This is a genomic window from Microvirga soli, assembly GCF_016734765.1.
Classification (GTDB): Bacteria; Pseudomonadota; Alphaproteobacteria; order Rhizobiales; family Beijerinckiaceae; genus Microvirga; species Microvirga soli.
Map to the genome: position 1 here is coordinate 33,788 of NZ_JAERQE010000007.1, position 13,552 is coordinate 47,339.

The window sequence follows — 13,552 nt, forward strand, 5'->3', positions numbered from 1 at the left end:
AAGGTGGACGACGTGGCATGGCTTACAAGTGGCGCACCCATCGCCTATCCACTCTCCTGTCATGGCCACGGAAGTTAACGGCATGCCGCCAGGCCCGGCATGTGGTCGCTGAGGAGCCCCTTCGGCCACCTCTGGAGCAGGCGGTTCTGCGCTGGACGCTGCGGCTGCAGCTCAAGCTGGTCGCGATCTCGTCCCTTGTGCTTCCGACGACTTATCTTGTTCTTGAACTTCCCAAGCACATCATCAACCACGCCCTCGCGGCTGGTGGCCCGAAGATGGATCTGTTCGAGCTCAAGCTGGATCAGGTCAGTCTTCTCATCCTGCTCTGCGCCGGGTACCTAGGCGCCATCGCCTTGAACGGCACCATCAAGTACTATGCCAACGTCGCCCAAGGCCGGATTTCCGAGCGGATTGTCAGACGTCTTCGGATTGCTGTCGTCCGAACTCAAGCGCGCTCCCAGGCTCGCGCAGATGAGCCAGCCCTGACCGCCGTGGCAATCAGTGAATGCGAGCCTATCGGCTACTTCGGCGGCAGCATGCTGAGCGTGCCCATTCTTCAAGGCGGAACGCTTGTGACAAGCCTCACCTTCCTTCTCATGCAGGATGCCGTGATGGCACTGGCGGCAGTCGTGATGCTGCCGGTCCAACTTGCGATCCTGCCCCGGCTCCAGCTACGCATCAATGCGTCTGTGCGCAAACGGGTTCATGCGACGAGGAGCTTGAGCGCCGCCCTGTCCCGCGCCTCGGAACTCTCTGCGCCGTCATTGGCTTTGACCAACCGGGCGCGGTTGCAGCAGATCAGGGCGCTTGAGGCAATCAGGCTCCAGATCAATGAGCTGAAGGCGAGGCTCAAGAGCCTTTTCAACTTCACCTCCAATCTTACTCCGTTCTTCTTCTTCACAATCGGCGGCTATCTTGTCATCCACGACCGCTTGTCGGTCGGAGCGCTGGTTGCAGCGCTTGCCGCGTACAAGGAGATCAACCCGTCCCTGCGCGAGCTGTTCGAGTTCGCGCAGGCCTGGTCGGATGCGCGGGCCCGCTTTGATGAAGTGGGTCGGGTGATCCGCCCGGAGGGCTGATGGAGGCGCGACTGGAGTTCTGCCAAGTCAGCCTCGTCTCCGCATCCATGAACAAGCCGAGGTTCGGCAGGACAATCGTCGGTGGCGGGTGTCGATCTAGGCGTGAACACGCTCGTCGCCGACACTGACGGAGTGCCCGCGGTTGTCCATCTCTGGCAGATGCAAAGCCGTTCAGGGCGTCATCTGCCAATCCTGGTGATGTGCGTCACCATCACGGCTCCCCGGCGCCGCGCGGCTTCAAATCTCACGTTGTCTCCCGCTTTGATCCCTCGCAGCACCTCTGACCGGCTGACGTGAAACACCATCGTCATGGACGGCATCCAGATGCTTTTGTCTGCGCTGCCAATCTCCGGGTGCAGGATGGTGACCGTACCCGAACCGGGATCAACCGCCCGGACTGTTCCTTGGGCATGGACATGATCCGCCATGGACCCTCGCCTGAGTTCGATCTGCTCCATGCGGCTGAGCCACTCGATGCTGGTCATTGCCGCCACACCGAGACCGGGAGCCATGACAAGGCCAGCCCCGAGGGAAAGCGCAAACTTGAGTTTCGACGTCCAAATCATGGTTACCTCCACTCGGCCACAGGATCTGTGGCGCTGCCCTGCACAAGCGACGATGACTTGCAACAGGCAGGTTGGTTTGCCGCGCTCATGAGCATAGCAGACCACGTGGCGGTCGCCTTGATCCGGATCAAGGCGCAAGCAGAACTTCCTGCCAGAGACAGGTAAATCGAACTTCCTTATGCTGGCGTGCACCAGGTCAGACCGCTTTCCACCCAGTGCGTCCGGGAGTGAAGCACCCAGGCGCCGAGTGGATGCGTTGCCGGTCATGGTGGCTTTCGAAATAGCCAAACAGATTCCTGCCGTGCCTTGGCACGGGTGGCTCAGCGTCATCGGAACGGCAGAGATGTGGGCAGGTCTAACGGAGGTTACGGGCACAATGTGATGCGACGGGATCGGCAAGGCCGGTCTGTGACAAGCGCTCCCAAGCGCGCAGATCCAAATTGGAGCCGGCGCGCGGTCATCATGGGGATTGCGTCACTTGCTTCGGAGATCTGTGTTGAATGGCGTCCCTGGAGACGAACGATGCTCCCTCTCAAACGCGCCAAACTCGTCGAAAGGTCGAATTCACTGGCGTATCACTGGATCGCCTGCAGGACGAGCCTGCGGTGGATCGGGTCCGCTTCCCCCGGAAGCTTGGCGGCGAGCGTGAGCGCCCATCCGCCGACCATCGAAAGGTCGGTCTCGAAACGGTAGTAGCCGGGCAGCGTGTCGGGCAGCGGCTCAAGCGGGGCCTCCATTGCGCCCATGCCGTGAGGCGACATGTCGAGGCGACTGATGAACAAGGTCGCGTCCGGCACCACCTTTCCAGTCCGCTCATCAACCAACCGGACCAGGACGGTTGTGCCGGAACCGTGCTTCACCTCGCGATCCACAAGTTCGAAGGTGTAGTGGTCCGACACATCGCGGCTTGGAGGGAAGGTCAGCGCCGCTCCGACACCGATGAAGCCGAGCACAATCCAAAAAACGCGCCACACAGCAAAGTCAAACACTGGAAGGAGTCCTATTATTCCGAATGAGAGGGACAGCTTCAGCCGTCCGACGAAGACCGAGCCGCTGCGGAACGCCCTCCTCACAGCCCAGCTCAGCCAAGAAGCGGTTTCCGAGGCTTGAGGCGCCTAGGACGTCGCGTCAAAGCGCCCGCAGCCCCTGGTAGCGTGCAAAGGTCGTGGGCCCACGTGGCCCGAACAGCACGACCTCGTAGGTGTCCGGCGCGGTGCCCTCGACTTCCATGCCGGGCGAGCCGACGGGCATGCCAGGGACGGCCAGCCCTTTTGCTTGAGGCTTCTCGGCCAGCAGCCGCTTGATCGCGTCCGCCGGCACGTGCCCCTCGATCACATAGCCGCCAACCTCTGCGGTGTGGCAGGAGGCGAGCTCCTGCGGCACGCCGAGCCTGACCTTCAGGCGATTGATCTCGGACGTCTCTTTGATCTCGACGGGGAAGCCTGCACCCCGGATGTGGTCGGCCCAACCGGAACAGCATCCACATGACGGATCCTTGGTCACGACAACCTTTGGCAAGGGCTGGGCATGGGAGCGGCGGGGATAGCCCACAACGGCCGAGGCTGTCAGACCGGCAAGAACGGTGCGGCGGGTGAGAAGCGAAGAACTCATCGGGCTGCTCTCTCAAGAGTGGTGGGCAGGCGTGTGGGAGGGCTTGCATGGGATGCCTGGACGTGCCGGCGGCGGCCGAAGTTCCGGGCACTGGGTGCCGGCTGTCTGGAGGTGCGCCTCGGGCGCACCTCCTAAAGCGGGCTTGGCGTTGACCTGAGCGCTCCCAGCTTCACTCGGCTCCCTTAGCCTTGAGCCAAGCGCGCATCTCCCCAATTTCGCGCTCCTGCTCGCGGATCACATCCGTAGCCCACTTCTTGGTCTGCTCGTCCTTGCCGTACTGCAAGGCGACCTTGGCCATGTCGATGGCGCCCTGATGATGCGGGATCATGCCCTTGACGAAAGCGACGTCCGCGTTGGCGTCCTGGATGCCTTGGGCCATCGGGGCATGCATCTTGTCCATGGCCGCCGCGTAGGCCTTTGTCGCCTCGGACTGGCTGCCGGCCTGTGCCGGGGCGGCCTGCGTTCCATGACCCTGCATCATGCCGCCGCCGCGCATCATCTGCCCCATGGGCATCTGACCTTGAGATTGCGGTGAAGCGGAAGGGGTCTGGGAGTGGGCCTGGGCCAGAGCCGGGCCTGCGAGGGCGATCAGGGCGACGGCCAGAATGGAGGTCTTCATGATGGTTCTCCTTGGTGAAGCGGGTGGGATCAATTGTTGGCGAAGCGGGCTTGGACCGTGTGGCCGTCAGCCATGGTGGCAGACACTACGACACGGGCGCCCGCGCCCAGCGGCTGGGCGAGGGTGCCGACAAGCTTGTTGGGCTCGGCCGGCTGGAGCGGGACAGTCGCTGTTTTGCCGCCGTCCTGCACCACGGCGCGGGCGTTCCGGGCGCCTGCGGAGGCCAGCGGCTTGTCGGCCCCCTCCGTGAGATAAAGGACGAGCTCGGAGCCCTTGGCGACCATCTCGACGTGGTGGCCGGCGCTGTCGACGACGGGACCGCCGTTCGGGCCCTTGGCGGCTTCATGGGCTGATGCCGCCAAGGGTGCGGCCGCGAGGGCGAGGATAAGCATGAGACGTTTCATGGGAGTTCTCCTTTGTCTGGGGATCAGAAGGCTTCCGCCGGGGTGAGGCCACCCGTCCGGCCCTCGCGGCCGGCCTGGATGCGCTCCAGGGGTTTGCGGCCGAAGGTCAGGAACAGGACCGGGGTCAGGAAGGTGTCGAGCAGGGTCGCGCTGACGAGGCCGCCGAAGATCGTCACCGCCACGGGATGCAGGATCTCGCGTCCGGGCTCGTCCGCCCCGATCAGGAGCGGGATCAGGGCGAGGCCGGCGGAAAGCGCCGTCATCAGCACCGGGGTCAGTCGCTCAAGGCTGCCGCGGATCACGAGGTCCTTGCCGAAGCGCTCCCCCTCGTAGAGCGCGAGGTTGATGTAGTGCGAGACCTTCAGGATCCCGTTGCGGGCCGAGATGCCGGCCAGCGTGATGAAGCCGATCATCGAGGCGACCGAGAGCGGCTGGCCGGCGATGTTGAGGGCGATCACACTGCCGATGAGCGCCAGCGGGATGTTGCCCATGATGATCAGCGCCAGCGCCGGCGACTGGTAGCGGCTGTAGAGCACCACGAACACCATCGCGAGCGACAGGAGCGACAGTGCCCCGATCCGGAGCGTGGCCTCCTCCTGCGCCTGGAAGGTGCCCTCCAGGCGAGTGACGTAGCCCTGCGGCCACTGCGTCTCGGCGGTGATGCGGCGGATGTCGGCAATGATGGCCGCCATGTCGCGCTTGCCATCCGTGTTGCCGAGGACCGCGATCCGGCGCTGACCGTTCTCGCGCAGCACCTGGTTCGGTCCGTCGGTCTCCTCGACGGTCGCGATCATGCGCAGCGGCACGTGGCCGGTCGGCGTGGCGATGAGCAGGTCGCTGAGGCCCGTGGTGGAACGGTCCTGGTCGGACAGGCGCATCACCACGTCGAAGCGGCGGTTGCCTTCCACGATCTGCGAGACCGTGCGCCCGTTCGACATCGTCTCCAGACCTTGCGTCACCGTCGCCGGGGTGAGGCCGTAGAGGGCGGCCTTCTCGTAGTCGACGTCGATGCGCAGCTGCGGAATGCGCACCTGCTTCTCGACCTGGAGGTCGACGAGCCCTTCGACCCCCGAGAGACGCTCGCGCAGGCCCTCCGCCAGGGTGCGCAACGTATCGATGTCCTCGCCATAGATCTTGAGCGCGATCTCGGCCCTCACGCCTGAGAGCATGTGGTCGAGGCGATGCGAGATCGGTTGACCCACGTTGAGCGTCGCCGGCAGGACGGCCAGGCGGGCGCGGATGTCGCCCATGACCTCCTCCTTCGAGCGCTCCGACCGCTTCAGGTCGACATCGATCTCGGACGAGTGGACCCCTTCCGCATGCTCGTCGAGCTCGGCGCGGCCGGTGCGGCGTCCGACCGAGATCACCTCCGGCACGTCCTTGATCAGGCCTTCGGCCACAAGCCCCAGGCGGTGGCTCTCCGCGAGCGCGATGCCGGGGTTGTAGGCGAGGCTGATCGTGAGCGTGCCCTCGTTGAACGGCGGCAGGAACGCTCGCGGCAGCAGGGTGGTGGCGTAGGCGGCCGCGCCGACGCCGAGGGCAACTGTCGCGAACAGAAGCCCCCGATGCGCGAAGGCCCAGCGCAGCAGGGCCGCGTTGCCGCGCTTGAGGTGCCGCACCACGAAGCTGTCGTGCTCGTGGCCCTTCACCCGCCCGGAAAGCAGGTAATAGGCCAGCACCGGCGTCACGGTGATCGAGGTCACGAGTGAGGCCAGGATCGAGACGATGTAGGCCACTCCGAGCGGCGCAAAAAGCCGTCCCTCAATGCCGGACAACGCGAAGAGCGGGATGAACACCAGGATGATGATCATCGTGGCGTAGACGATGCCGGAGCGGACCTCCTGGGAGGCCGCTGCGATCACCTCCAGCACGGGCCGGGGCTCGGGAAGCTCCCGGTTCTCCTTGAGCCGGCGCAGGATGTTCTCGACGTCGACCACGGCGTCGTCGACGAGCTCGCCGATGGCGATGGCGAGGCCGCCGAGGGTCATGGTGTTGATGGTGAGCCCGAAGGCCTGAAACACCACGACCGTGACCAGGATGGAGATCGGGATCGCGGAGAGCGAGATGGCGGTCGCCCGGGCGTTCATCAGGAACAGGACGAGGATCACCGCCACGACGGCGGCCGCCTCCAACAGCACCCGCTTGACGTTATCGACCGACGTCTCGATGAAGGTGGCCTGCCGGAACTGCAGGTTCGTGGCCGAGACGCCCTGCGGCAGCGTCTTCTGGATCTCGGCCAGAGCCGCTTCGATCTTGGCCGTCAGATCGACCGTATCGGATCCGGGCTGCTTCTGGATCGACACGATCACCGCGGGCTTGCCCTGGAAGCCGGCATCGCCGCGCTTCACCCGCGGGGCGAAGTCGACCTGCGCCACCTGATGCAGGAAGACCGGCTGGCCGTCCCGGTGGACGACCACCGTGTTGCGCAGGTCCTCCAGGCGCTTGGTCAGCCCGACGTTGCGGATGAGGTACTCGCGCCCGTGCTGGTCGACGAAGCCGCCGCCGGTGTTGGTGCCAAAGCGGGTGACGGCTGCCTCGATCTGCTCATGCGAGACTTCCAGCGCCTGCAGGGCCGCGAGGTTCGGCACGATCCGGTACTGCCGGACCTCGCCGCCGATGGGGATGACCTGGGCCACGCCCGCGATGGTGAGGAGCTGCGGCCGGATGATGAAGTCGGCGATCTCGCGCACCTCCATCGGCGAGACCGTGTCGCTGGTGACGGCGACCAGCATGATCTCGCCCATGATCGAGGTCACGGGTCCCATCTGCGGGGTGACGCCGCGCGGAAGCTGCTCGCCCACGAGCGCCAGGCGCTCGGCGACGAGCTGGCGCGAACGGTAGATGTCGGTGCTCCAGTCGAACTCGACATAGACGATGGACAAGCCCACGCCCGACACCGAGCGCACCCGGGTCACGCCCGGCATGCCGTTCATCGCGGTCTCCAGCGGATAGGTGACGAGCTGCTCCACCTCCTGAGGCGCAAGGCCCTCCACTTCGGTCATCAGGGTGACAGTGGGTCGGTTGAGGTCCGGGAACACGTCGACCGGGATCTGAGGGAGGACAAAGCTGCCATAGGCAATCAACACCAAGGCGGCGGCCAGGACGAAGAGCCTGTTCTTAAGGCTGCTTGAGACAAGGAAATTGAACATCGTTGCCTCACCGGATCTGGTTGATGAGTTCGGAGCCGCGGATCACGATCCGCTCGCCCTCGGCCAGGCCGCCCCGGATGACGAGGCGGTGGGCATCGAAGGGTTCCGTCCGCACGGGCCGGGCCTCGAAGCGCTCCGGATCCGTGTGACGCCACACGACCGCCTCGCCGTTGGCGCCGCGCACCACCGCGTCGCGTGGCAGGACGATGCCGGTGACCGAGATCCCGCTCCTGGCGGCAACTGTCACGGGCTGGCCCACGCTGAGGTTGTCCGGCGGGCTCTCGACGGCGAACTGCACGACGGTCGCCTGCTGCTGCAGGGCCTTGCTGAAACCCTGGAACGTCAGGGTGAGCGGCGTGCCGTCGTTTGCCATCGCGCTGGCGCCGGTCACCTTTGCCGGGTTGACGTCGCCATAGACGAGCGCCTCGACCCACAGCCCCTTCGGGTCAACGATCTGGAAGACGATGTCCTCGGAGCCGACCACCTGCCCAGCGACGACCCGCACCGCGGCGACGGTGCCGTCGATGGGTGCGCGCAGGACCTCGGGCTCGATCCGGGTCTGCCGCACGATCTCGCGCCGGCGGCGGAGGCCCTCAAGCTCGATCTCGGCGTCAACCACCTGGCTCGGCGGTGCCACGTTGCGCTCGGCCAGCTGGCGCACGCGCTTCAGCTTAGTCTCGGCGACCGCGATCTCCTGCTCGATCTCGCCGACGCGCTCGGAGAGGGTCGTGCGATCCGCCTGGCCTACGGCCTGCTCGACGAGCGCGAGCACATCGCCTTTCCTGACTGTCTGGCCAAGGCGCGGCAGCCCGCCCTCCGGGGCGACCATCCGCCCGCCGTTGATGCTCTGCACGAGACCTGAGCGGTTCGGGTCGGCAATCACACGGCCGACCAGGATGATCGCCTTCTGCGCCTCCTCGGGCGTCGCGAGGCTGGTCCGCACGTCCAGCAGGCGCTGGCTCGGCTTTGGCACGAACACCGTGCCGTCGGGCAGGCGTCGCGGCGTGTCGCCCGCGGGCAAGGTCGCCTTGGCGTCTCCGGCACCATGGTCCTCACCTTCGTGGCTGAAGGCATAGGCGGTGGTCGCCAGGACGGCGATGAGCGCAAGGCTGGTCACCGGAACCAGACGACTGCGGCTCCGGGCGGCAAGGCCGAGCAGGAACCCGAGTCCGACGACACCAGCCACGGTGTAGGGCTGCGCGATTTCGACGCCGCCGACACGCAGGCCCGGCGCCACCCGGAGGGCCAGCGCTGCCGTGGTGTCTGCGGGAAGGGCCGCGGCGGCTGCGGGCCTGACGGGGAGGAGGAGGGTTCCGATCAGGAGATCATCCCCGGCCGGCGCGCTCACAGCGAACACAAGCTCAAGCGGCCCCTCGCCGGCAAAGTCGGCCGACGTGACGGCGTAGGTGCCGTCCGACGCCTTTTCGGCTTCGACGTCTTGACCGTCGACGGTGACAGTGATCCTGGCATCGGCCACCGGTTCGTTGGTGCCGAACCGGTCGAGGTAGAGCCCGAGGCGCTCGCCGCGCAGGATGCCGACGAGCTCGTAGGCATCCGATTGGACGGCCACGCGCGCATTGGAGGTGGTCACCGCCGCTGGAGGCGGAGCGCCATGGTCGTGTCCGCTGTGGGCCATCGCCGCCGGGGCGAGAACGAGGGTGGTCAGGAAGCCCAGGCCACACAGGACAGCCTGGAGGCGCAGCCGGGCGCCGTTGGAACGGATAAGCATTGGAAGAACCCCAGTCATGAGCACGTCGTCGGGAGCGACACGGCTCAAGCCGGTCGCTCGGTCAGGCAATGCAGGGGGTTCGCGGTGGACGCTTCAGGCCGTTCGGGTCGATGCCGGAGCCTTGCTGGCTTACAGGTGTCAGGGTGATCATGGCGACGATCCGGGCCGTGCCGGGGCCAAGGTCAACGGACGGCAAGGCAAAACCGCAGAAACTGCCGCAATGTGAATTGTGGAGGCCCTGCGCACCTTCGTGATCGTGACCGCCACCCATGGAAGCGCAGCCATCCTCCGCCTCAACGCCGGCAGTTTCGCCGGCGCAATCCTGGTGCTGCTGGAATTTCTCTATGAGGGCGGCATGAGATCCGCTCCGGGCACCATCCAAGTCATGGGCCCGCATGCCGGCCATGGCCCCGTTGTGGAGCACGAACACGGTCACGGCCACGAGCACGAGGCTCGCGACAAACCGGCGTAAGTGGGTCCACACAGCGCTCAACGAATCTCTCCTCCGTACAGCGAATGTACCTGACGTCCTGTGGACTGTATTTGCGCTGGATCAAACGCCAACCTGTCTGGGCAGGTGATCCCCGCGCTGCAGTCGCCGGCTGGTGCCACAAGGGCTTCAACCGGCATTTTGGCCGACACCGCCCCTGGCAGCCGTCCCGTAGGGTGGATCAGAGAGCGAGACCGTGAACTGGACTATCGGAACCAAGTTGAACGGGGTGCCGTTGGGACCATGATCCCGCAATGGACGACACCGTGCCCCACCTGCTTCGCCTCATGCTGGGCCACCTCATGGTCGCGATGGTGGCCATCGCGCTCGTGGGCACGTACTGGCACGGCCTTGTCAAGGCAGGTAGCCCCGGTCCCGTCCTGCACGCCCACAGTGCATCGAGCGGGCCCCAGCACGCACTGCAGGGCCAGGCCGAACACAAGCATTCCGGTCCGACCAAAGCCCATGCGGCCGGACAGGGCTGCTGCCATCCCGCCTGCACTGTGGCCATCATCCCCTCGCCTGTTGGCGCCGCCCAGGCCCTCCTGCCCTCGGCTCCTGTGAGGTCCAGCCCCGATCTGGTGCCCGCGCCGGCGACCCCATCCGGTCTCGACCGTCCGCCCAAGCGCGCCTGAGCCCGCGCCCGGCGCGGCGCCTGTGCCCGACCGGCAGCCCCGCGACAGAGCCCGAACGCCGCTGAAGGGCAATGCGGATGCGGAAGGTCCGGAGCTGGATCGTCCACGGTCTTGCCCTTGCGGCAACGCACTGAAGGGGCGTTTATGAGCACCCGGCCCGCGCGGTTGACAGGCCGCCGGCGTAGATCGGGGACTGGTGCAGCAGCCGGCATCGGCGGCCGTCCCCGAACGCAGAGAACGGAGAGCGACATATGCCAGAAAACAAGGACATCGTTGTTCTGACGGGCGCAACCGGCTTCATCGGCCGAGCCCTCATCAGGCGGCTGGCCGACCGCTACACAATGGTCGTCCTCGACCGGTCCGGTCCTCCGGATCCACCCGCGCCCGCGCACGCCGTCGACTTTGACCTGAGCTCCGACGAGAAGGTCGCGGCCGCGCTCGACGAGGTTCGCCAGCGATTTGGAAACCGCATCGCCTCGGTCATTCACTTGGCCGCTTACTATGACGTTTCGGGCGAGCCGAACCCGCTTTACGACAAGGTTACGGTCCAGGGCACACGCCGGCTGATTGACGGGTTCCAGGGATTCGAGGTGGAGCAGTTCGTGTTCGCCAGCACGATGCTAGTCCATAAGCCGACAGACCGGCCGGACGAGACCATCGACGAGAACTCGCCTGTTGAACCGTCATGGGCCTATCCGGAGTCGAAGGTGCGGACGGAAGCCCTGCTACGCGAGCGCCACGGCCGCATTCCGGTGGTCATGCTCCGCATCGCTGGGGTTTATGATGACATCGGCCACTCGCCGTTTGTCGCGGAGCAGGTCGCGCGCATCTACGAACACCGGCTCATCGCCCATTTCTATCCCGGCATGCTCTGCGCGGGCCAGTCGTTTGTCCACATCGACGATCTCGCCGATGCCTTCGCCCGCGTCATCGAGCGCCGACGGGAGCTCCCGCCTGAAGTGCCGCTCCTCGTCGGCGAGCCCGAGGCATTGGGCTACGCCGAGGTGCAGGAGGCCATCGGTGAGGCGATGCACGGCGAGGACTGGAGGACGGTCCGGATCCCGAAGTCCCTCGCCATGGCGGGCACATGGGTGCAGAACGAGGTGCTTGGCAGCGACGAGTTCATCAAGCCCTGGATGGTCGAGCAGTCGAGCGACCACTACGTGCTCGACATCACACGGGCGCGCCAGTTGCTCGGCTGGGAGCCGAAGCATTCGCTGCGCGATACCCTGCCTAAAATGGTGGCGGCGCTCAAGCGTGACCCCATCGGCTGGTACAAGGTGAACAAGCTCAATCCGGCGCTCGTCGCCTGGTATGGGCAGCGGCCGTCACAAGGCGTGGCGGCGGACAGCGGCAAAGGAGAAAGGTCGCCCGCCCCGGCAGAGGCTCATGCCGCGCATGATCACGCCCCGATGGGGCATGGCAAGGCTCCAGCGAAGCACCCGCCGATGGGAAAGAACGGTCATGCCGGCCATGGGGATCATGCCGGTCATGACGGGATGATGGCTCCCGGCGGCCACGACCACATGGCGTTGATGGAGGAGGACGCCCGCCGCACCCGCTGGGCGCATTTCGCCAATATCGGGCTGGGCTTGTGGCTCGCGGCCAGCCCCCTCGTCTACGATGCAGTGACGAGCGAGACGGTGAGCGCCGCCGTTCGGGCGATCACGGCCGAGCGCGGGCTGCCGTCGGTCGAATGGCGGGCCGGCGCTCTGATGGCGAGCGATGTCATCAGCGGCCTGTTGATTGCGCTGTTCGGCGCCCTGTCGCTGTCCAACCGCGCGGCCTGGTTCGCGCAGTGGGCGAACGCGTTCATCGGCATCTGGCTTCTGTTCGCGCCGCTGCTGTTCTGGAGCCCGAGCGCCGCCCAGTACCAGAACGACCTTCTCGTCGGCTTCCTGGTGATCGCGTTCGCGGTGCTCGTGCCGATGATGCCCGGCATGAGCATGGCAGGCATGATGGACCCGAAGGTCGTGCCGCCAGGGTGGACCTACTGTCCCTCCACCGGCGCGCAGCGGTTGCCCATCGCCGCGATGGGGCTCATCGGGCTCCTGATCTCGCGCATGCTCACCGCCTACCAGCTTGGCCATGTGGATTATGCCTGGGAGCCGTTCTTCCTGGGCAACCCGGCCGATCCCCGGAACGGCACCGAGGAGATCATCACGTCCGACGTCTCAAGAGCCTGGCCGATCCCGGACGCCGGTCTCGGTGCCGTAAGCTACATGCTTGAGATCCTGATGGCTGTCATGGGCACCCGTGACCGCTGGCGCACGATGCCCTGGATGGTGACCTTCTTCGGCATCCTCGTGATCCCGCTCGGGGTGGTGAGCGTCTACTTCATCATCATCCAGCCCATCATGATCGGCACCTGGAGCACGCCTGCGCTCATTGCTGCGCTGGCGATGCTGGTCATGATCCCGTTCGCCCTCGACGAGGTGATCGCGATGGGGCAATTCCTGTACTGGGCCCACCGCCAGGGCAAGCCGCTAATCCGCACCTTCTTCAAGGGCGATGCCGTAGACGGTGGCCAGGAGGACCGGTCCGACAACCTGGCCAGCCCTGCCGAGTTCTGGGCGGACACCTCGCGTGGCATCACCCTGCCCTGGACGCTCGGGCTCACCATCCTGATCGGGGCCTTTCTGATGCTGACGCGGTTGTTCCTCGGCACGACAGGAGCGATGGCCAACAGCGACCATGTCATTGGTGCCCTAGCCATCACGGTTGCGATCATCGCGACGGCGGAGGTCGCCCGTGCGCTTCGTTTTATCAATGTGCCGCTCGGTGCTTGGCTGGTGATCGCGCCCTGGATCCTCGATGGAGGGTCAGGAATGGCCGCTGTCGTCAGCGTGGTCCTGGGGTTCGCGCTGGTTGGGCTCAGCCTACCGCGTGGACGCCGGACGGCCGAGCACTACGCCAGCTGGGACCGCTACATCATTTGAGGAGTGCCCATGACCTTTGATGCCCACTTTCCTTTTCGTGGCCAGAAGGCCCTTGTCACGGGTGCCAGCTCCGGCATTGGCACCGCTATCGCCACTGCGTTCGGCACTGCCGGAGCCGCCACCGGCGTCAACTACCGTTCGAACCCCGAGGAAGCCGAGCGGATCGTCGAGGCGATCTATGACGCCGGTAGCGAGGCCATGGCGCTCAAGGCCGACGTGGCGAGCGAGGATGAGGTTCGCACGATGTTCGATGCGTTCGGCGACGCATTCGGCCGCATCGACATCCTGGTCGCGAACTCCGGTATCCAGTAGGACGCCCCCTTTGCCGAGA

At 65.8% G+C, this 13,552-nt stretch carries 12 protein-coding genes; 4 read left to right on the plus strand and 8 right to left on the minus strand.

The genetic code is table 11. The features are described 5' to 3' along the window. The first annotated feature begins 17 nt into the window (after positions 1-17). Complete coding sequence (locus JKL45_RS08655; protein ID WP_201860717.1) at positions 18-1,079, plus strand: ABC transporter ATP-binding protein; 1,062 nt, start codon at positions 18-20, stop codon at positions 1,077-1,079. Between the two features lie 179 nt (positions 1,080-1,258). Here the strand turns inward: JKL45_RS08655 and JKL45_RS29865 are convergent, their stop codons facing one another. The 8 genes from JKL45_RS29865 to JKL45_RS08695 all read right to left on the minus strand — a co-directional run bounded on the left by JKL45_RS29865 (position 1,259) and on the right by JKL45_RS08695 (position 9,650). After that, entirely contained in the window at positions 1,259-1,912 is a 654-nt protein-coding gene (locus JKL45_RS29865; protein WP_246498402.1) for a copper-binding protein, read from the minus strand. 308 nt (positions 1,913-2,220) lie between these two features. Then, positions 2,221-2,634, minus strand: a complete 414-nt coding sequence (locus tag JKL45_RS08665; RefSeq protein ID WP_312896928.1) for a FixH family protein — start codon at positions 2,632-2,634, stop codon at positions 2,221-2,223. Between the two features lie 139 nt (positions 2,635-2,773). Beyond that, positions 2,774-3,256, minus strand: a complete 483-nt coding sequence (locus JKL45_RS08670) for a DUF411 domain-containing protein (RefSeq protein WP_201860718.1) — start codon at positions 3,254-3,256, stop codon at positions 2,774-2,776. 169 nt (positions 3,257-3,425) lie between these two features. After that, on the minus strand, positions 3,426-3,875 hold the full coding sequence (gene copM / locus JKL45_RS08675) for a CopM family metallochaperone (RefSeq protein ID WP_201860719.1): 450 nt from the start codon (positions 3,873-3,875) through the stop codon (positions 3,426-3,428). 29 nt (positions 3,876-3,904) lie between these two features. Continuing rightward, complete coding sequence (locus tag JKL45_RS08680; RefSeq protein WP_201860720.1) at positions 3,905-4,279, minus strand: hypothetical protein; 375 nt, start codon at positions 4,277-4,279, stop codon at positions 3,905-3,907. Between the two features lie 23 nt (positions 4,280-4,302). Continuing rightward, positions 4,303-7,428 (minus strand): efflux RND transporter permease subunit, encoded by a 3,126-nt coding sequence (locus tag JKL45_RS08685; RefSeq protein ID WP_201860721.1) that lies wholly within the window; start codon positions 7,426-7,428, stop codon positions 4,303-4,305. A 7-nt stretch (positions 7,429-7,435) separates the two neighbouring features. Then, positions 7,436-9,157 carry an efflux RND transporter periplasmic adaptor subunit gene (locus JKL45_RS08690; RefSeq protein WP_201860722.1) on the minus strand — a complete coding sequence of 574 codons (1,722 nt, stop codon included), beginning with the start codon at positions 9,155-9,157 and terminating at the stop codon, positions 7,436-7,438. A 61-nt stretch (positions 9,158-9,218) separates the two neighbouring features. Continuing rightward, positions 9,219-9,650, minus strand: a complete 432-nt coding sequence (locus JKL45_RS08695; protein WP_201860723.1) for a hypothetical protein — start codon at positions 9,648-9,650, stop codon at positions 9,219-9,221. Between the two features lie 263 nt (positions 9,651-9,913). Between JKL45_RS08695 and JKL45_RS08700 the strand changes: the two genes are divergently transcribed. From JKL45_RS08700 to JKL45_RS31105, 3 genes are all read left to right on the plus strand, one after another. Further along, positions 9,914-10,282, plus strand: coding sequence for a hypothetical protein (locus JKL45_RS08700; RefSeq protein ID WP_201860724.1), 369 nt, complete (start codon positions 9,914-9,916; stop codon positions 10,280-10,282). A gap of 251 nt (positions 10,283-10,533) precedes the next feature. Further along, the gene (locus JKL45_RS08705) at positions 10,534-13,221 is read left to right on the plus strand and encodes an NAD-dependent epimerase/dehydratase family protein (protein WP_201860725.1); all 2,688 of its coding nucleotides are present in this window, start codon (positions 10,534-10,536) and stop codon (positions 13,219-13,221) included. Between the two features lie 9 nt (positions 13,222-13,230). Next, a complete protein-coding gene (locus JKL45_RS31105) occupies positions 13,231-13,533 on the plus strand; it encodes an SDR family NAD(P)-dependent oxidoreductase (RefSeq protein WP_312896929.1) in 303 nt (100 codons plus the stop codon). Positions 13,534-13,552 lie beyond the last annotated feature (19 nt).